15 protein-coding genes are annotated in these 18535 nt (G+C 69.4%); 8 read left to right on the top strand and 7 right to left on the bottom strand.

Annotated elements, in window-relative coordinates:
* Positions 1–60 precede the first annotated feature (60 nt).
* The 7 genes from truD to ACJ8AT_RS33170 all read left to right on the top strand — a co-directional run bounded on the left by truD (position 61) and on the right by ACJ8AT_RS33170 (position 8582).
* A complete protein-coding gene (truD, locus tag ACJ8AT_RS33200) occupies positions 61–1575 on the top strand; it encodes a tRNA pseudouridine(13) synthase TruD (protein ID WP_407741969.1) in 1515 nt (504 codons plus the stop codon).
* A gap of 128 nt (positions 1576–1703) precedes the next feature.
* Positions 1704–2270, top strand: a complete 567-nt coding sequence (locus tag ACJ8AT_RS33195) for an RNA polymerase sigma factor (protein WP_407741995.1) — start codon at positions 1704–1706, stop codon at positions 2268–2270.
* A complete protein-coding gene (locus ACJ8AT_RS33190) occupies positions 2267–2770 on the top strand; it encodes a hypothetical protein (RefSeq protein ID WP_407741968.1) in 504 nt (167 codons plus the stop codon). Before ACJ8AT_RS33195 ends, ACJ8AT_RS33190 begins: the two co-directional genes overlap by 4 nt.
* An 8-nt stretch (positions 2771–2778) precedes the next feature.
* Positions 2779–4254: a hypothetical protein gene (locus ACJ8AT_RS33185; protein WP_407741967.1), complete on the top strand. Its 1476-nt coding sequence runs from the start codon at positions 2779–2781 to the stop codon at positions 4252–4254.
* A 329-nt stretch (positions 4255–4583) separates the two neighbouring features.
* On the top strand, positions 4584–5642 hold the full coding sequence (locus ACJ8AT_RS33180) for a heparan-alpha-glucosaminide N-acetyltransferase domain-containing protein (RefSeq protein WP_407741966.1): 1059 nt from the start codon (positions 4584–4586) through the stop codon (positions 5640–5642).
* Between the two features lie 109 nt (positions 5643–5751).
* Complete coding sequence (locus tag ACJ8AT_RS33175) at positions 5752–7098, top strand: 2Fe-2S iron-sulfur cluster-binding protein (protein ID WP_407741965.1); 1347 nt, start codon at positions 5752–5754, stop codon at positions 7096–7098.
* On the top strand, positions 7095–8582 hold the full coding sequence (locus ACJ8AT_RS33170) for an FAD-dependent oxidoreductase (protein ID WP_407741964.1): 1488 nt from the start codon (positions 7095–7097) through the stop codon (positions 8580–8582). The genes ACJ8AT_RS33175 and ACJ8AT_RS33170 overlap by 4 nt, the downstream gene beginning before the upstream one ends.
* A 433-nt stretch (positions 8583–9015) precedes the next feature.
* Here ACJ8AT_RS33170 and ACJ8AT_RS33165 read toward each other — a convergent pair whose 3' ends face one another.
* On the bottom strand, positions 9016–9885 hold the full coding sequence (locus ACJ8AT_RS33165) for an SDR family NAD(P)-dependent oxidoreductase (RefSeq protein WP_407741963.1): 870 nt from the start codon (positions 9883–9885) through the stop codon (positions 9016–9018).
* Positions 9886–10193: 308 nt separating this feature from the next.
* On the opposite strand from ACJ8AT_RS33165, the gene ACJ8AT_RS33160 reads away from it, so the two are divergent.
* On the top strand, positions 10194–10658 hold the full coding sequence (locus ACJ8AT_RS33160) for a universal stress protein (protein ID WP_407741962.1): 465 nt from the start codon (positions 10194–10196) through the stop codon (positions 10656–10658).
* Position 10659: 1 nt separating this feature from the next.
* Here ACJ8AT_RS33160 and ACJ8AT_RS33155 read toward each other — a convergent pair whose 3' ends face one another.
* The 6 genes from ACJ8AT_RS33155 to ACJ8AT_RS33130 all read right to left on the bottom strand — a co-directional run bounded on the left by ACJ8AT_RS33155 (position 10660) and on the right by ACJ8AT_RS33130 (position 18455).
* Positions 10660–11724 (bottom strand): hypothetical protein, encoded by a 1065-nt coding sequence (locus ACJ8AT_RS33155; protein ID WP_407741961.1) that lies wholly within the window; start codon positions 11722–11724, stop codon positions 10660–10662.
* Between the two features lie 87 nt (positions 11725–11811).
* Positions 11812–14616 (bottom strand): tetratricopeptide repeat protein, encoded by a 2805-nt coding sequence (locus tag ACJ8AT_RS33150; protein WP_407741960.1) that lies wholly within the window; start codon positions 14614–14616, stop codon positions 11812–11814.
* A 35-nt stretch (positions 14617–14651) separates the two neighbouring features.
* Positions 14652–15806, bottom strand: a complete 1155-nt coding sequence (locus ACJ8AT_RS33145; protein WP_407741959.1) for a C39 family peptidase — start codon at positions 15804–15806, stop codon at positions 14652–14654.
* Between the two features lie 90 nt (positions 15807–15896).
* Positions 15897–16670: a lysophospholipid acyltransferase family protein gene (locus ACJ8AT_RS33140; protein ID WP_407741958.1), complete on the bottom strand. Its 774-nt coding sequence runs from the start codon at positions 16668–16670 to the stop codon at positions 15897–15899.
* Positions 16671–16684: 14 nt separating this feature from the next.
* Complete coding sequence (locus tag ACJ8AT_RS33135) at positions 16685–17467, bottom strand: exodeoxyribonuclease III (RefSeq protein ID WP_407741957.1); 783 nt, start codon at positions 17465–17467, stop codon at positions 16685–16687.
* 43 nt (positions 17468–17510) lie between these two features.
* Positions 17511–18455: an alpha/beta fold hydrolase gene (locus tag ACJ8AT_RS33130; protein WP_407741956.1), complete on the bottom strand. Its 945-nt coding sequence runs from the start codon at positions 18453–18455 to the stop codon at positions 17511–17513.
* Positions 18456–18535 lie beyond the last annotated feature (80 nt).

Here is an 18535-nt window from a genome sequence, read left to right as displayed (position 1 = left end):
GTCAGGGCTTCTTCAACTCACACCTTCTTTCCGCGGGCCCACGCTGCTAAGGGGACTCCCGTGCGAATCAAGCAAAAACCCGAGGACTTCTCCGTCAAGGAGTCCTACCGCTTCGACGAAGTGCCGGATGGGCGCTTCCGCGTCTACCTCATGGACAAGCAGAAGCTGTCCACCTTCGACGCGGTGGACCGGCTGCGCACCGCCTTTGGCCTGCGCCCCGGCTCCATCAGCTTCTGCGGCCTCAAGGACAAGCAGGGCCGCACCGAGCAGCTGATCGCCGTCGATGGCTCGGACGTGGACATGCAGGAGCCGAACTTGCGCCTGAAGTACCTGGGGCGCACGAACAAGGCCCTGTCCGCCGCCAACATCACCTCCAACCGCTTCGCCGTCACCGTGCGAGCGCTGGAGGAGTCCGTGCTCGGCTCGCTCAACGTGGCAGCCGCCGAAGTCAACCGGCTGGGCGTGGTGAACTACTTCGACAGCCAGCGCTTCGGCTCGCTCAAGCACGGCCAGGGCTTCATCGCCAAGGATCTCATCCGCGGCGACTTCGAGGCCGCGCTGAAGAACTACTTCGCCAAGCCCTCGGAGCTGGACCGCAGCGAGGACGCCAAGGTGAAGCAGTTCTGGAAGGAGAACTGGGGCCGCTGGGACGCGCGCGTCCCCTTCGAGGGCTCGAAGAAGTACCACCGCATTCTGCGCTCGCTGCGCGATCACCCCACCGACTACCTGCGCGCCTTCCTGCAGATCGACGCGGACTACCGCGCCATGCTGCTCTTCACCTACCAGAGCTATCTGTGGAACGAGGGCGTGCGGCGCTACCTGCAGCTGCTGCTGCCGCGCGAGCACCTGTTCCCCTTGCGCTACCAGGCCGGCACGCTCCTGTTCCACCGCGACGCCAGCCCCGAGGTGCTGCGCACGCTGCGCGAGGCCACCTTCCCGCTGCTCGCGCCGGACAGCACCTTCAAGGATCCCAAGGTGGAGGAGGCCGTCCAGTGGACCCTGGGCCGCGAGAAGATCGCGCTCAAGGATCTGGTCATCGAAGAGGCGCGGCGGATGATGTACTTCAAGCACGAGGAGCGCCCCGTGCTCGCCTTCCCGCACAAGCTGGTGCTCGGGCGGCCGCAGGCGGATGAGCTCAACCGCGGCTCCATCAAGGTCAACGTCGCCTTCACCCTGCCCCCGGGCGCCTACGCCACCCTCGTGGTGAAGCGCCTGTTCCACTTCTCCTGGCGCGAGGACACCCCCGAGGAGATCCGCGCCGCCCAGCGTCCCCGGCTCGCCGAGACGCTCCAACAGGAGGCGGGTGCCGCCGCGGCCCGGCGTCCCTCGGGCTCCTCCGAGCGAGCCGCTCCGGCGGGACGCCTCCAGGGCACCTCCGAGCGCGCCTTCGGTGGACGCTCGCGGGCAGCCGAGCGCCCCCTCGCTCCTCGTGAGCCCGCCGCGGCCCGGCCGGCCCCCGAGCCTCGCGAGCCCCCCGTCGGCTTCCGCGAGCGCCAGCGGCAGAAGAAGGATGCCAAGGTCCGCGCCCGCGCCGAGATGGGGGATAAAGCCCCGAAATCACAGAAGAAAAAGTAGAGTCCAGGTGTGACGGAAAATAGGATCACGCCTGGGCGCAATGGGGGGACCCATGCTGCGTAGACCAGGGCGTGAACGCTCTCACACTCAACCCCTTCGGGGACATCGCTCGGGCCATCGGGTCGCTGATGGCTGAAGAGGCCCCGCCGCTTCCCTGGAAGGCGGACGTGCAGGCCGCCCGCCGCGGGGATCCCAACGCCTTCGAGGCGCTGGTGCGCGGCGTCCAGCGCGCGGTGTACGGCCTGGCGCTGCGGCTGCTCAACAGCGAGGCGGAGGCCGCTGAAGTCTCGCAGGAGGCCTTCCTCCGGGCCTACCAGAACCTGCACCGCTACGACGACTCGCGGCCGTTTGATCTCTGGGTGATGGCGATCACCCGCAACCTCTGCCTGGATCTGCTCCGGCGGCGCACCAAGGTGCGCACCGAGGAGCTGGAGCCCATGAAGGAGGTGCTCCCCAGCAACGAGGCCACGCTGGAGGAGGGAGCGATCGCTCGCCAGGAGCGCCAGTCGCTCGAGGAGGCCATGGCCACCCTGTCCGTGGAGGATCGCGAGGTGCTTGCGCTCTACTACGTGCAGAAGCGCACGACGAAGGAGATCGCCCAGATCCTGGGCTGCGCGCCGGGCACCATCATGGCGCGCCTGTTCCGGGCCCGGGAGAAGCTCCGCAAGAAGATGACGACGGAGGAGCCCACATGACTCCCATCCAGTGTCCTGATCTCGAGGTGCTGTTCACCGAGCTGGAGGCCGGAGAAGGCCCCGCGCTCGAGCACGCCGCCTCCTGCCCGCTGTGCAGCGCCATCCTGGAGGAGCACCGCCAGATGGAGAAGGATCTGTACCGGCTGGCCGATCCGCTGCCTCCCCCCACCCTGGTGGCCAATGTCATGGCGCGGGTGGCCACCGAGCCCACGCCCCTGCGGCGCGAGCTGTGGTCCGGCATCCCCATCCTGCTCGCCTCCCTGGCAGTGGGGCTGGGGCTGCTGATCACCAACGATCAAGCGCTGTCCCGGCTGGGAGCGGGGATCGCCTCGCTGTTGACCAACGGCAAGGTGCTGATCCAGGGGCTCGCCACGGGGGCCAACGCGCTCTGGCACACGGCGGCCGGTCCGGTCGCCGCCCTCCTCGTTCTGCTGCTCATCGTCTCTCTCACGGGCCTCAAGCGGCTCGTCGGCAACGGCCCCAACCCCTCCGAAGCGTGAGTGTCCCCATGAAGATCACCTCTCGCATCCTGCTTCCTACCCTGCTCCTTGGCGCTCCTCTGGCTCTGGCGGCGCAGACGCCCACCCCCGCTCCCGCCCAGGCTCCGGCCGCGAAGTCCATCGACGTGAACTTCCGCGGCACGCTCCAGGACGCGATCAAGCTCATCGCCGAGGACACCGGCATCAACGTGATCGCCACGGGCGCGCTCGACACCGCCGTGGAGCTGCACCTCAAGGGTGTCACCGGCGAGCAGGCCCTGCACACCATCGCGCATACCTACTGGCTGCGCATGGATCAGGACGGCTCCATCTTTACCCTGCGGCCCCTGACGGCCACGGAGAAGGAGGCCGTCCCGGCGCCGGTGGCTCCTCCGGCCCCGCCCACGCCTCCCATGCCAGCCATGGCCGCGCAGCATGGGCCCTCCATGCCGCCGGGGCCGCCCACGCCGCCGGGACCTCAGGCGAGCGCGGAAGACTCGGAGGACGCAGAGGATGCAGCGGACGCGGCGGGCGCGGCGGAGGAGATCGATCCGAGTGAGATCAAAGAGCGGGTCCGCGATCAGGTGCGCAAGCACCGGAGCAAGGGAGCACGGGACGTGGTGGCGCGCGGCCACTCGCTGGAGGTGAAGACCGAGGACACGGTGGACAACGCCGTCGTCTACGGCAACAACCTGGTGGTGCGAGGCCACGTGGAGGAGGACGCGGTGGCTTTTGGCGGCAACCTGGACGTCTACGGCACGGTGGAGGGGGATGCGAACGCCTTCGGCGGCAACGTCATCCTGCACCCGGGCTCGGCGGTGGAGGGAGATGTGTCGGCCATCGGCGGCAACGTGGTCCGCGAGGATGGCGCCCGGGTGGAAGGCAGCACCGAGTCCTTCGGCGGCGGCAACATGGGCAGCCTGGTGGCCGGCGAGGTGAAGAAGAGCCTCAAGCAGGAGTTCCACAAGGAGGGGGCTCCGGACGAGGCGCACGAGGAGAGCCACCGTGGCGCGAGCCTGCCGTGGTTCATCATCAAGTTCGCGGCGCTCTTCGGGCTCGGGTTCCTGGGACAGCTCTTCTTCCCCACGCGCATGAAGGAGCTGTCCGCGGAGATCAAGGCCCAGCCGCTCAAGAGCGGCATGGTGGGAGTGCTCGGGGCCCTGGCGCTGATCCCGATCTCGCTGGTGCTGACCATCACCTTCATCGGCGCTCCGGTGGCGGCCGCGCTGTTGCTGATGGCCATGCTGGTGACGGTGCTGGGCTTCACGGCGGTGGCCAGTGAGATCGGCCTGCGGCTGCCCATCCTGCGCGGCCGGAAGACGCAGGCGGTGGTGCTGGCGCTGGGCCTGCTCATCCTCCTGGCCTTGATGTCCATCCCGGTGTTGGGCTGGCTGGTGCTGTTCGGGGCGTGCTTCATGGGCTTCGGCGCCGCGCTGCTCACCCGGTTCGGCCACCGGCTGCGCGGCATCCCCGAGCCGCTCTCGCGCTCCGCCGCGGAAGTCTGAGCCGCTCGCACCGCGCAGCACCCCAGGGGTCGGCCCGCTACTTCGGGTCGGCCCCTTTCGCATTTTCGGAGCAGCCGCTCAGTGCGCCGGCGCGCCTGGCTGCGACGCAGGCGGCACATAGCCCGCCACGAGCTGACGTGGAATGCGAACAGCTTCGAGACATCCTCGGTGGACGAGGCGGCAGTGGGCGTTGATGGCGCAGGGGGCATCTCCGACGCGTGTGCACAACCGATATGCCGTAACCTCTCAGCCCGCGCCCTCTCCCCGAGTGACAAGTTGCCCGCCTTGCGGCTCGCGCGTGACAGAGTGACAGGAGCGCCAAGCCCTCCATGGTCCCCACTCCCGTACCCCCCACGCCCTCGCCTCCCCGTGCCCGGATCAAAGCCTTCGACTGGCTGCGCGGCCTGGCCGTTCTCTTCATGATCGAGACGCACGCGCTGGTGCTCTTGCGCCCGGAGCTGCGGACCTCTCCGGAGGGCCGCCACATCGACTGGTTCAATGGGCTGGTCGCGCCCTCCTTCATCTTCGCCGCCGGTTTCAGCCTCGCGCTCGTGCAGGTCCGCGGGGCCCAGGGGCCGCGCTGGCCACGAGTGCGCCGGAGCCTTCGCCGCATCGGCGAGGTGCTGGCCGTGGGAGTCCTCGTCAACGCCATCTGGTTTCCCTGGAGACAAGAGCCCGAGTGGCTGCTGAGGCTGGACATCCTGCCGTGCATCGGCGTGTCCCTGCTCCTGGCGATGCCACTGCTCGCGGGCCTCTCACGCCGGCCGGTCGTGCTCTCCGCGCTGGCGCTCCTCATCGCGCTCGGGCTCTTCCTGGTCACCCCCTACGGAGAGTCCGTCACGGGCCTCTGGGCGGACCTGCTCAACCGCAACGGGCCCCACCAGCCGGTGTTCCCGCTGTTGCCGTGGGCTGGCTACGTCTTCCTGGGAGCGGCCGTGGGTGCGCTGGCGGCGGGAGCCAGCGTCCGCCGCATCCAGGCGTTCCTCGCCGGCATCGCGATCCTCGGGGCCTTGTTCAACGTCTTGAAACCCGGGAACCACGGGCAGCGCATCCTCGTCGTGGCGCTCGTGCTCGTGGGGCTCCTGCTCCTCGAGTCCCGACTGTCGGAGCGTGCGCGGAAGAGCCTCGGGGTGCGCTTCGTGGAGCTGCTGGGGATGAACTCGCTCGCGGGCTACTTCTTCCACGAGATGCTCATCTACTACCAGGTTCGCGGCATCTCTCTGGCCGGGCTCGCGAAGGACAAGCTGGGATGGGGCCTCTATCTGGTGAGCTGGATGGGGCTCGTCCTCGTCACCACGTTGATCCTCAAAGGAGTCGAGTGGGTGTACCCCCGCTACGAGGCCCTGCTGCGCGGGCAGAGCCCGGCTGACGCGCCGCGGCAGCCTTGAACGTAGCTGCCATGTGGACTGCCATCACAAACGCTGGTGTTCGCGGGTGACGCCCCCTCGTAGCGCCCTTTGACTGGCCCCGGCTGGTGGGCGAAGTTCGCACCCACCCATGCGACGCCTCCCTGATGCCTCCCCCCGTGGCCGGGCCATCACCGTGGATCTCGAGGGCGAAGCCGTCCCCGCCGTCGAGGGCGAGCCCGTAGCGTGCTCCCTCATCGCCGCGGGAGAGGCTGTCTTCGCCCGCTCCATCAAGTACCACCGCCCTCGCGGCGCCTACTGCTTCGCGGCGGCGTGCTCGCACTGCCTCATGCGCGTGGACGGCCTGCCCAACGTCTACACCTGCCGCACTCCCGCCCGCGCTGGCATGAGGCTGGAGCGCCAGAACGCCTTCCCCTCCGCCAAGGTGGATCTGTTCGGGACCATCGACTGGTTCTTCCCTCGCGGGCTCGACCACCACGAGATGTTCGCCGGTGTCCCCGTGGCCGAGCAGGTCATGGCCAAGGTGGCGCGCCAGCTCGCGGGGCTCGGCCTTCTGCCGGATCGCGAGGCTCCTGCCCGCCTCCCCGCCCGGGCCGTGCGCACCCGCGTGGCCATCGTGGGCGGCGGTGCGGCGGGACTGGCGGCCGCCAAGGTGCTGGCGGAGCGCGGTGTCGCCTTTGTCCTGATCGAGCGCGAGGAACGCGTGGGCGGCCGGCTCGCCCGAGGTGCTCCCCTGCCGGATGATCCCGCCGTCTCCGACGTAGCCTCCTGGCCCAAGGGCAGTGTCCTCACCCGCGCGCAGGCGATTGGCCTCTATGATGACGAGGGCGGACGCTTCCTGGCGGTGGCCGCGATGGAGCCCGAGGGCCTGCGCCTGCTCCAGATCCGCGCGGACCGCTTCCTGCTGGCTCCAGGCGGCCACCCGGGGATCCTCCCCTTCGAGAACAACGATCTGCCTGGCATCTATGCGGGCCGGGCCGCCAGCCTGCTGCTGCGGGAGCACGGAGTCGCTCCCAAGTCCGCGGCGCTGGTCGGCTGGGGCCCGGAGCTCCACGCGCTGGCCCGGCTGCTGGAAGCCCATGGAACACAGGTGACGGCGGTGGTGGATCTCCGAGGCCCGCTGCCCGCGGGGGCTCATTCGACGGCCTGCGTGGGCAGCGATCCCAAGGCGCACGGACTCAAGAAGGTAGGCGCCTTCAGCTTCGTGCGAGACGGCGGCCGGAGGAAGAAGGTGGACTGCGACGCGGTGTTCATCTCCATCCCGACCAGCCCCTGCTTCGAGCTGGCTCGCCAGGGCGGAGCCAGCGTGCACTTCGATGCGGAGCGCGGCCTCTTCACCGTGGAGGCGCAGGCGGATGGGCGCACGGCGGCTCCGGACGTCTTCGTCGCCGGAGACATCACCGGCGGCGGAACCGCCAAGGAAGCGGCGGCCGCGGGAGCGCGCACGGCCGAGGCGCTCGTGGGAGGGCTGTCATGAGCAAGGCGCTGGTCTGCTCCTGTGAGGATGTCACGGTCGAGGACGTGCGGCACGCGCTGTCCCGAGGCTACTGCGACGTCGAGTCCGTCAAGCGCTACACCGGCTTTGGCACCGGCATCTGCCAGGGCAAGAGCTGCCAGGCCGCGGTGGCGGCGCTGATCGCCAAGGAGGGCCCACTCAAGCCTCAGGGGATCCAGCCCTTCACGCCGCGTCCCCCCGTCTACCCGACCGAGATGTCCCTCTTCGCCAGCGCGCCCGTGGACGAGTCCCGTCCTCCCGTGGGCGGCGTGCCCGAGGAGCTCGGCGTCTTCCCGCCCGCGCTGCGCCCCACCACGCCCCTGCCCACGAAGGCGAAGGTCGTCATCATCGGCGGCGGAGTGATGGGGCTGGCGCTGGCCTACAACCTCAGCCTGCGCGGCGAGACGGACGTGGTGGTGCTCGAGCGCGGCTACCTGTGCGCGGGCGCCTCCGGCCGGAACGGCGGCGGCGTGCGCATGCAGTGGGGCACCTCCGCCAACATCGAGCTGGCCAAGCGCTCCATCGATCTGATGAAGCAGTTCGCCCGGGATGTCGGCATCAACGTGTGGCTGCGCCAGGGCGGCTACCTCTTCCTCGCCAAGACGCCCGAGGTGGCCAGGCGCCTGGAGCGCAACGCCGAGCTCCACAACAAGCACGGCGTGTCCACCCGCATCATCACCGCCGACGCAGCGCGCGAGATTGTCCCGGGCCTGACGATGAAGGGCGTGGTCACCGCCTCGTTCAACCCGGAGGATGGCGTCATCTTCCCCTGGCCCTTCCTGTGGGGCTACGCGCAGCACTGCCTCAAGAAGGGCATCAAGGTGGAGACGTTCACCCATGTCACCGGCTTCGACATCTCCGGCGGCCAGGTGCGCAAGGTGAAGACGGATCGCGGCGACATCGCCTGCGACACGGTGGTGCTGGCCGCGGGCGCCTGGAGCCCCGAGATCGCCAGGCTCGCGGATGTGAAGCTGCCCAACGAGCCCCACCGCCACGAGATCCTCAGCACCGAGCCCCTCAAGCCCTTCCTGGGGCCGCTGGTGTCGGTGCTCGACTCGGGGCTGTACTTCAGCCAGTCCATGCGCGGCGAGATCGTCGGCGGCATGGGGGACCCGAAGGAGCCCGCCGGGCTCAACATGGGCTCCACCCTGCGCTTCGTGGCCCGCTTCTCCCAGGCCCTGATCGAGCAGCTGCCGAACGTGGGCCACGTGAAGGTGCTGCGCCAGTGGGCCGGCTGCTACGACGTGACGCCGGACAACAACCCCGTGCTGGGCCGCACCCCCGGCCTGGACAACCTGCTACAGATGTCCGGCTTCGTCGGCCACGGCTTCATGATGGCGCCCGCCGTCGCCGAGCGGATGGCCGCGTGGATGGCCACCAACGAAAGCGACGAGCTCTTCCAGCGCTTTGATCTGCGCCGCTTCACCACCGGCCGGCTGGAGCGCGAGGACATGATCATCGGCTAGCCCCCAGCGGCCGCCCTGTCTCAAATCAGGACAGGGGGCACCCAGGTCTGTCCGGAACGGCAACAATCCGCCGCTTTCCTGCAAAACATGGATACCCCTGGGAAATTGCTTCTCCTCTGTCAAATCTCTTTACACTTGGGGCTTGGAGGACAGGTGTTGCCCTGCTCCATGCCACCCGGGTGACGACTGGGTACTCCCAATAAATTCAGTCACTTAATTCGTTGGCACGCCGACTGCTAATACAAACGGTGCAGATACCTTCAGTCCAGGCATAACCGCCAGCCGCTGGTGGCTCCCCTGGAACGAACCGTATCTCGGCGCCTCTGCTCCGCGAGGACTGGAGCGCTGTGGACCGGGTGAATCCCCCCATCCTGTCCTGGTTTTGGGCGGCAGCCATCCCCCGGGCTGCCGCCTTTTTTTTGCCCGCCGCGCGCTACGCCAGCGACGGGATGTCTTCCACCAGCCCCAGCGGCTTCTCCGCCATGAGCGCCGCCTCCGCTCCGGAGCGCTCCTGGAGATCTCTCGCGACGCGCCGCCCCAGGGCTCGCCGCACCGCTCGCGGCAGCCGGGGCAGCACCGTCATCACCCAGCGGTGCGCCCGCCCCGGGTACACGAGCGCCGCCCCTCGCTCGAACCCCGCCAGGGCCTCGCGCGCACATCGCTCCGCGGAGATGTGGAAGAGAGGCTGGGGGCCCTGGCGCTCGCCGTCATCCTGGGGCTCCGAGCCGTCCACGGGCCCTGGCGCCACTTGCGTGAGGACGATGCCGGTGCCCTCCAGTTCCAGGCGCAGGGACTCGATGAACCCGTCCAGACAGCGCCGGCTGGCCGCGTAGGTCGCGGCACCCGGCAGGAAGAGCTGGCCGGCGCCCGCCCCGATGTGGAGGATGCCGCCGCGTCCCCGCGCCAGCATGGGCCCCAGCAGCCGGCGCACGAGCAGCAGCGGCGCCACCACGTTGACCAGGAGCATCCGCTCGATGCTCCCCCACCGCTGGCGGGCGAACAGGCCCCGCTCGCCCGCGCCGGCGGCATTCACCAGCACATCCACCGAGATGAAGTGCCGCGACAGCTCCGCGAGCATGTCCCCCACCTCGCCCGGCCGGGAGACATCACAGGGCAGCAGCATCACCCCGAGGGTGGGGTTGAGCACCTCCAGCTCCGCCCGCAGGCCCGCCAGCCGCTCCGCCGAGTGGGCCACAAGCACCAGCGTCCGCGCCCGGTGAGCGAGCTGCCGGGCGATCTCCCGCCCGATGCCGGAGCAGGCCCCGGTGATCAGCACGGTTCCGGAGTCGAGAGGGGGACGCATGGGCTCCTCCTGGAGCGGGGGCGGGACGTGGGCTCCTGGGACTCAAAGCTAAGTCCCTCCTCCCAGCCGATGCGCCCCGGGCTCCCTCTCCCCGAGGGAGCGGAGGCTTGCCACCGTGCGCCGATCAGGCGCCCGCTGAGGGAGCGAGCACACGCAAACGGTGCGTGTCCTTCGGAGCCCCCCGCAAGTTCTGCCTCCTGGCACGCCCTTCCTCCAGGGCAAGCAGCGGCACGCTTCTTCCAAGAGCAGTGGGGCATCCCCATCTTTGGAGCGCACAGGAGCAGCTCCGAAACAGGAGGAAACGCTTCATGCCCGCACCGTCCCGCATTCTCGTTCCGGTCGATTTCTCAGAAGGCTCTCTGGGGCTCATCCACTACGCCCTCCAGCTTGCCCGCCCCTTCAACGCGGAGCTGGAGCTCATCCACGTCTGGGAGCCCCCCCAGTATGTGGCGCCGGATCTGCTCGTGGCCGCGCCCGGGTGGAACTCCCTGTCCCTGGAGCAGGTCGCCGTCGAAGCCGCCACCAAGGAGCTGAATGACCTGGTGGCGAAGGTGAAGGAGGCCCCCAGCCCGCTCAAGCACCGCGTCGTCGTGGGTGAGGCGGCCTCCACCGTGCTGCGCGTCGCCGAGGAGGGCAAGTACGATCTCATCGTCATGGGCACCCACGGCCGCCGGGGCCTGCCGCGCCTGCTGCTCGGGAGCGTGGCCCAGAAGATCGTCGCCCGGGCCCACTGCCCCGTCCTCACCGTGCACCTCTACGACACGGCGAAGTAGCTCACCCCTGAGCCGAGCTCGAAGGCTGGGGCGAGGCGGCCGCCTTTCGCTCCCGGCGCGCCTTCAGCACCAGGGGCACACTGAGCCCGAGCATCGCGGCCATCACCAGCGCGGCCCCCAGCAGCTCCCGCCCTTCCACTCCCCGCTGGCCCAGCCACGCCGCGAGCACCGCGCTGGCCAGCACCCCGGCGAGGATGCTCGACGCGCGGTTCACCGGCACCGTGAAGGCATTCTCCCGGTGGTCGAGCAGGATGAGGCCCCCGAAGATGCCCGTGCCCTGAGACAGGAGCCCGACGCACACCTCCTCGAGCATCCGCCCTCGCGCGAAGAACTGGGTGAAGCCCTCGCGGATCTCCAGCATCCCTCGCCCCTCGCCCACCAGCGCCAGCGCCGCCAGCGTGAGGACGATGGCGGGCGTGGCCACCATCTGCTCCTCGACGAAGTAGCGGATGCTCACCGCCGGATCCTCCGACTTGGCCAGCCGGCTCATGGCCCGCAGCCGGAAGAAGTAGGACAGCAGGTACACGCCCAGATCGATCAGCGCCGCCAGTGACAGCCGCGGGTCGGTTCCCGGCCCCGTGGCCACCGCCACCGCACCAAGGCTCAGCCCGAGCGCCACCCAGGACGGCCACTGCACCCGGCGCTTGCTCACCGCGTCCACGATCGGTGCGAGCACCAGCACCCCGCCGCGCATCATCAGCATCATGAAGAGGATGGAGGTGCCCTCGAAGGTGTACGCCAGCGTCGTCGTCCCGATGATGGCGGCCGAGCACAGCCCGGACATGAACGTCCACCGCCCCGGGCTGGGGACGCTCACACCGAACACGGTGCGGTGGCTGGCATGACGCCACCAGCCCTTCACGGTGAGGAAGCAGAACATGCCGACCAGGGAGGCGAGTGTGCTCGCCGGCAGCAGCGCGAAACCTCCGATGCCGTGTGCCATCCCCGGCAGCAGTCCACTGGAGAGCGCCTTCGTCAGCGCGCTGTATGGCGCGTAGCAGGCGAAGTAGCCAAAGGCATAGCCCCAGATGGCCAGATCACGTCGGTGCGAGTGTGCGCTCTCCATCGTGTGTTCGATTCTTCCCAGCCTTCGATCTCGCCCATAGGAGGACTCGCGGGCCGGTTCTGACAGCCGCCGAGGCCCGCCGCTCCCTCAACGCCCCTTGTGCTTGGGCAGGCGGTCCTTCTTGGCCGGAGCCAGCGCGGGAGCCTCGGCGTGCGCCGCGAGCCAGGCGTCGATCTCGGCCACCTGCTGGGGCTTCTCCAGCTTCACGTACCGCTCGCGGGCCTTCTGAGCCTCCTGACGCGCCGGCCCTGGCCCCTGGCCCGTCTCCCAGAGCGCCTTGGCGAGCGCGAACCCCGTCTGCGCCAGCTGCTCGGGCTCGGTGTCCTCATAAGAGAGCGCCTTGCGCAGCGGCTCGATGGACTCGGCGGCGTGTCCCTGGGCGAGCAGCGCCTGCCCCACCCCATCGTACGAGAAGGACAGATCCGAGTGGTCCTCCCCCAGCACCTTGCGCTTGATGTCCAGCGCCTCGCGGAACGTCCTCACCGCCTCGTCGTACCGCTTGAGCGCGATGTAGCTCATCCCCAGCTCGTCCAGCGCATCGGCCACGGCCGGGTTCTCCGGCCCCTGCGTGGCGCGGCGCACCTCGAGCGCCTGCTGGACGTGGACGAGCGCATGCTCCAGGTCCCCGCTCTCACGGTAGGCCGTGGCGAGCATGGTGTGGCGGGTGGCCACCTCCGGGTGCAGCTTGCCCTTGGCCGCCTCCGTCTGCCGCAGGGACTCGTCGAGCAGCGCAATGGCATGCGGATAGTCCGCCATCTTCAGCGCCGCCAGGCCCAGCCCGTGGCTCACCTTGGCCCGCTTTGGATCCTCCGGGCTCAGGGTGGACTCGGCCAGCGCGCGTGCCTTCTCGAAGTAGTCCCGGGACTCCTGGTAGCGGCCCCGCAGCAGCGCCACGTAGCCCAGGTTCCCCATCAGATCGAGCGCCAGCGAGGGCTCGCCGCCCACCCGGTTCAGGATCGCCGTCGCCACCTTGCCCCACCGCTCGGCCTCCTCGGGGTGGCCGTTGTTGGCGAACACGTAGATGAGCTTGGTGAGCACCTCCAGCCGGGTGCGATCCGAGCGGCTGGACTCGGCGGTGTCGAAGGCCTGCTCGAGCTGGGGAATGCTGTCCTGCGGCTCGCCGTCCTGCTGGAGCAACCAGCCCAGGTGGTAGCGAAGCTCGGCCTGGAGCGGCAGGTAGGAGGTGGCGACCACCTCGGGCTCGAGCTTCCGGGCCAGCTCCACTCCGGCCTTGTACCGGCCCGCGTCATGAAGCGCCTTCACCTCGGCGATCCGCTCGCCCAGCTTCTCGATGGTGGAGCGCAGCGCCGGATCCGCCGGCAACGGAGGCTGCTCGGCCAGCGAGGCGATGTCCTGACAGGGCTGCAGCGAGGGCAGCGCCGCGGCGGCATCCACCGCGCGCTCCACCACCTTGGCGTCCGCCTCGGCCAGCAGGTTCGCCAGCGCCCCGAGATCCTGGCGGCGCCTGTCGAGGCACACCATCCGCATGGAGAGCAGCTGCTCCGTCTGCTCCCCGCGCACGCGCGTGGCCTCGCACGCCTCGGTGTGCATGCGCGCCCAGGCGCCCGCGTACCCGTCCAGCAGGTGCGCCACCTTGAGCGCCGTCTCCGCCGCGAAGGGCTTGCCCGTGGCGTTGAAGGCCGTCTCCAGCTTCTTGCGCGCCTCGGGCCCCCACGTGGAGGCCACGAGCGACTCCGAGCCCGCGCACACCCGGCTCTGGTGGAACAGGTACACGCCCACCCCCGCCGAGGCCAGCGCCAGCGCGCCCACCGCCGCCAGCGCTCCCCGCCGCTGCGCCCGGCGCTGATGCTGAGAGAGCGCCTCCAGCAGCTGTTCCATGGAGGCGAAGCGATCCTCGGGGTTGAGCGACAGCCCGCGCATCACCGCGCGGCGCACCCAGACGGGGAGCTTCGCGTCCGCGGGCGGTTCGCGGGCGGCGGTGGCGTGAGGCAGATTCTTCCAGCTCTCGGCCGTGCCGGACGTGCCCCGCGAGCTCTGCGCCGCCGTGCGAGCCACCTGCCGCGGCTCGAAGGGGCGCTTGAGGTAGAGCGCCCAGTACAGCGAGGCGCAGAAGCTGAACTGATCCGCGCGCGCGTCCACGCCCTGGTTCAGGTACTGCTCGGGGGGCATGTACTGGGGCGTGCCCATGACGATGTTGTTGTTGTCCGGCAGCTCCAGCGCGACCGGCTCCTGGGCGCGCTCCACATGCGTCTCTTCCTCCCCCTCGGCGCTCTGCTCCTCCGCCTCGGCCAGCTCGGCGAGCCGGGCCAGGCCGAAGTCCAGCACGCACACGCGTCCGCTCTCCCCCACGAGCACGTTGGCCGGCTTGAAGTCCCGGTGCACCAGCCCCGCCCGGTGCGCCGCCGTCAGCCCGCGGCCCGCCTCCAGGAAGACGCGGAGGATCTCCTGCCAGGAGTGTTTCTCCTTGCGGATCCACGTGCTGAGGGTGCGGCCCTGGATGAACTCCATGGCCACGAACACCTGCGAGTAGAAGGTGCCCACGTCATAGACGGAGATGACGTTGGGGTGGGAGATGCGGGCCATGGCCTGCGCCTCGCGCAGCATCCACGCCCGCGCCGAGTGTCCCTCGGGCGTCTGCTTGTCCGGGCGCAGCAGCTTGAGGGCCACCTTGCGATCCAGATCCGGATCATAGGCCGCGTACACCACGCCCATGCCGCCCTGGCCCAGGGGCTTGAGCAGCACGTAGCGCTCGACGCGCGTGCCTTGGGCTAGCTCGTAGTTCTCCTCCGAGCCCTCGTCTGAAGGCTGGGACTCGTAGGAAGAGGGAGGCGCCGGCCGGGGATGAGAAGACGCGGGACGAGCACCACGGGTGGGCGCGTCAGGGTCGGCCTCGGGCGGTGCTCCCCGGGGCTCGGTCTTGGAATCCTCCATGGGCTCGGCATCCTACTCGGGCAAGGCGCGAAGCCCTAGAAGGCATCCCCCAGCGTCTTCTTGCCGATGCCCGGATCCTTCTTGTCGGCCTCCTTCACCTTCTCGAGCACCTGGCGGTCCTTGCCCGAGGAGCTCTGCTCCAGCTTGTCCAGGGTGTCGTACGCGCTCATGTCCCCGCTCGCCTTGCGCTGCCGGATCTCCTGAGCGAACTGGTCCGCGTCCTTGTCGTCCGAGGTGACAGGCGTGGTCTGGTCCGCGCGCGGCGCGCCCCCCTCGCCGTAGCGGACGTCGAGCTGGAACTGGTTCTTCTTCTCGTTGTCCTGCATCACCGCGTTGGTCTTCTTCGGGGCTTCCTTGTACCGGGTGTCCACGCCCTCGAACACGTCATCCGAGACGGTGAAGGCCTTCGGATCAGGAGCCTCGAAGGAGTCGACAGGAACCGCCACGGCCTTCGCGGGGCTGGCGGCCGGAGCCGGGGCCAGGGCGGCCATGGGGGCCCGAGTCCCGCCCACGGCGGTGGGGGCCGCGGCCGGTCCCTTGCCCTCCGCAACCGGAGTCGCGGTGGCCGTGGGCTTGGCCATCTTCCGAGCCTCCGCCGGGCTGGCGACGGGGATCAGCATGCCCCCATCCGGCGGCGCCTTGAGGACGGCCTCCTTGAGCTGCTGGGCGGTGGCCACGTAGGGCTTGTTGGCCAGGGGATCCGAGATGATGTAGTTGCCGTCCTTGGTCATCCCCTGGACGAGCACGTAGTGGGCGCTGTCCTGATCGCCCTTTGGATCCGAGGTCCGCACCTGGGCGATGACCATGTGGCCCTGGTTCAGGTGCTGCTTGAGCTGCGAGTCCTTGTAGTTGGCGCCCAGGGCCTCGCCCGCCGGGGGGACGTCGGCGCGAGCCAGCATCCGCGCCACGCCATCGGCATCCGTCCCGTCCTTGGTGACGATGTCATCGCCGAGCTGCTCGATGAGGTCCGCGTCGCTGAGGCCGGACTGGCGCCCGTAGCCGCGAGCCAGCATGGCCACCACGGCCGGAGCGCAGTTGTAGGCGCCGTTCACGTAGTCCTGGTCCGCCCCCTGGGGGTGAAGCTGGTTGATCTGGGGGATGGGCTTCCAGCCCTTGGCGGACGAATCCGCCGTCAGGGCCGAAGAGGCCGCTCTGGAAAGCTCCGGCAGGAAACGAGTCGTAACGTTCATAAATCCAACGCCTTCAGGTCGATCTGATGCTCCATCCTCATTGTCGGAGTGAGTGAAAAAAAGTTTCCTCCCGCAGTACGACTCTTTGGATCAGGCCGCGCGAGCCCCCTCCCCTGGGTCCTGTCCGGCGCTCGTCAACGGGAGCAGGGAGGCTCGGAGGGCGAGGATCTGCTCCCGGGCCATCGCCTTGAGCCGCTCCACGTCCGCCAGGGTCATTCCCTGGGTGGAGATGGGGGTCCCCACCGTCACCAACCCCTTGGAGCGGGCGAAGCGCCAGGAGTGCTTGGGCAGGGCCCGCCGCGTGCCGCTCACCGCCAGCGGCAGCAGGTCCGCCCCCGTCTCGATGGCCAGCCGGAACGCCCCATCCTTGAACGGCAGCAGCTCATCGGTCTTCGAGCGGGTGCCCTCGGGGAAGATCATCACCGGCATCCCCTTGTCCAGCCATTTGGCGCACTGCGCCATGGCGCCCCGAGCGGACTCCTGGTCGCCGCGAGTGACGGGGATATCGCCGGCCAGCCACATGCTCCAGCCGACCGCGGGGATCTTGAAGAGGCTGGCCTTGCCCAGCCACTTCATCTCCCAGGGAAGGAAGGAGATGAGGAACGGGTCCGCGTTGGACTCGTGGTTGCTGACCACCACGGTGCGCGGCGGCAGGCGCTGGGGCACGGTGCCATGCACGCCGAAGCGCCAGAAGGGAGTCAGCTTCGCCGCCGTCACGCCGATCAGCCGGAAGCAGCGCCCGGTGATTACCTTGCGGCGATCGAAGGGCCAGGTGAGGACGGCGAGCACCAACTGGACGAAGAAGCCCACCAGCGCGACGAGGCCAATCTCCAGCCACGTGTAGATCGAGAGCAGAGCATTCATGGGTGCCGGGGGAGTTACCGGATCTTCGGATCCAGGTCCACGCTCACGGGGCAGTGATCCGAGCCAAACACCTCGGGGTGGATGGCCGCGCGCTTCACGAAGGGCATGGCGCCGTGCGAGGCCAGCACGTAGTCCAGCCGCCAGCCGATGTTGCGCGCCCGCGCGTCCAGCCGCTGCGTCCACCAGGAGTAGTGCCCACCTCCCTTGTGGAAGTGCCGGAACGTGTCCACCCAGCCGGCGCGGATCCACCGGTCGAACTCCTCGCGCTCCTCGGGGCGGAAGCCGCTCGTCTCGCGGTTGTCCTTCGGGCGGGCCAGATCGAGCTCCTGGTGCGCCGTGTTGAAGTCGCCCACCACGAGGATCCGCTCTCCGTCCCGGCGCGCCTTCTCCAGCCGCTCGAAGAGCCTGCGGTAGAAGTCCAGCTTGAAGGGGATGCGGCTGTTGTCCCGGTTCTTCCCGTTGCCGTTGGGGAAGTAGCCGTTGACGATCGTCAGCCGCCCGAAGCGCACCAGCTGCAGGCGCCCCTCCGCGTCCACCTCCTTCACGCCCAGCGCCGTCTCCACGTCGTCCGGCTCGGCGCGGGCGAACAGGCCTACGCCGCTGTAGCCCGGGCGCTCGGCGGACACGAAGTGGGTGCGCCAGCGCTTCAGGGCCCGCAGCTCCTCCGGGATCTGCTCGGCGCGCGCGCGGACCTCCTGCACCGCCACCACGTTGGCCCGCGAGCCCGCGAGCCAGCGCTCGAACCCTTTCTTGTGGACCGCTCTCAGTCCATTCACGTTCCAGGAGACGACTCGCACACGGTGCTTATGGCGCGCCGGCCCCTCTCGGGTCCAGTCGAAATCAGGGCGCCATGGAGGGCGGCTCGATCCCCTGCTCCACCAGGAAGGTCCGGACCGCGTCGGCGATCTCGCTGCCGGCCTCCACCAACCCCGCGTGCCCCGCCTCCTTCACCAGCAGCCAGCGCGCCTGGGGCAGCACCCGCCGCATCTGCTCCATGTCGCTGCGCGGCACGATCAGATCATGCGTCGCGGCGATGAGCTGGGTGGGGACCTGGACGCGGGCGAACACGTCCCACGCGTGCCCCACCATGAGCCCCTGGAGCGTCTTCCAGTAGGCCTCGGGGCTCATCCGGCGCAGGGAGGCGAAGAACTCGTCGAGATCCGCCCGGGGGGCCCGGGCTCGCAGGGTCCCGGTCAACCGGCCCGCGGGATAGGCGAGCGGGCTGGCCAGGAAGGCGCGCACCATGGGAGCGGCCAGGGGGATCAGTGGTGTAACCGCATCAATCGCCTGCCGCATCGCGCCGAACCCGAGCCGCGCCAGCCGCCCTGGCTTCCACGATCCGGCCGCTCCGGGAGCGCCGGCGATGAGCGTCATCGCGGGGATCAGGTCCGGCCGCCGGCGGTACAGCTCCAGGACAATGCGCACACCCATCGAGAAGGCGATGTGGTGGGGCGGCTGTCCATTCCCCCGCCGCATCAGCTCTTCGGTGACGCGCTCCAGATCCTCCACCTGGGTGGCAACGGAGTAATCCCCACTGCGAGACTCATCGCTGTGCCCGTGGCCCCGGTAGTTCCAGTGCACCACGCGGTGGTCCTGCTCGAGGTTGGCCACGATGTGGCGCCAGAAGTTCTCCGAGGTGCCAATCCCGTTGGTCAGCAGCACCGAGGGCCGGGAGGCCATCTCCCACTCGACGTTCTCCTCGGGCAGGTTCCCGCAGTGCGTGTGGTACGCGATCCGGGTCCCATCCGGGGCACTGACGAAGCGCGTGAGCCGACGGTAGGGCATAGGCCAAGGAGATAAATGCGGCAGGGCTGACCGGCATGCAAGCTCCATGACCTGCCTGCCGTCCACTCGCGAGACGCTGG

Origin of the sequence: Hyalangium sp., assembly GCF_045802625.1 — a bacterium.
Taxonomy (GTDB): Bacteria; Myxococcota; Myxococcia; order Myxococcales; family Myxococcaceae; genus Hyalangium.
This window is presented reverse-complemented; position numbering and strand designations above follow the sequence as displayed.

Coding starts and splice junctions, on each gene's coding strand:
- ACJ8AT_RS33165 (WP_407741963.1), bottom strand. CDS start 9,885: ATGCGTCCCCCTCTCGACTCCGGAACCGTGCTGATCACCGGGGCCTGC.
- ACJ8AT_RS33140 (WP_407741958.1), bottom strand. CDS start 16,670: ATGAATGCTCTGCTCTCGATCTACACGTGGCTGGAGATTGGCCTCGTC.
- ACJ8AT_RS33170 (WP_407741964.1), top strand. CDS start 7,095: ATGAGCAAGGCGCTGGTCTGCTCCTGTGAGGATGTCACGGTCGAGGAC.
- ACJ8AT_RS33145 (WP_407741959.1), bottom strand. CDS start 15,806: ATGAACGTTACGACTCGTTTCCTGCCGGAGCTTTCCAGAGCGGCCTCT.
- ACJ8AT_RS33195 (WP_407741995.1), top strand. CDS start 1,704: ATGGCTGAAGAGGCCCCGCCGCTTCCCTGGAAGGCGGACGTGCAGGCC.
- ACJ8AT_RS33155 (WP_407741961.1), bottom strand. CDS start 11,724: ATGGAGAGCGCACACTCGCACCGACGTGATCTGGCCATCTGGGGCTAT.
- ACJ8AT_RS33130 (WP_407741956.1), bottom strand. CDS start 18,455: ATGCCCTACCGTCGGCTCACGCGCTTCGTCAGTGCCCCGGATGGGACC.
- ACJ8AT_RS33150 (WP_407741960.1), bottom strand. CDS start 14,616: ATGGAGGATTCCAAGACCGAGCCCCGGGGAGCACCGCCCGAGGCCGAC.
- ACJ8AT_RS33190 (WP_407741968.1), top strand. CDS start 2,267: ATGACTCCCATCCAGTGTCCTGATCTCGAGGTGCTGTTCACCGAGCTG.
- ACJ8AT_RS33180 (WP_407741966.1), top strand. CDS start 4,584: ATGGTCCCCACTCCCGTACCCCCCACGCCCTCGCCTCCCCGTGCCCGG.
- ACJ8AT_RS33175 (WP_407741965.1), top strand. CDS start 5,752: ATGCGACGCCTCCCTGATGCCTCCCCCCGTGGCCGGGCCATCACCGTG.
- ACJ8AT_RS33185 (WP_407741967.1), top strand. CDS start 2,779: ATGAAGATCACCTCTCGCATCCTGCTTCCTACCCTGCTCCTTGGCGCT.
- ACJ8AT_RS33160 (WP_407741962.1), top strand. CDS start 10,194: ATGCCCGCACCGTCCCGCATTCTCGTTCCGGTCGATTTCTCAGAAGGC.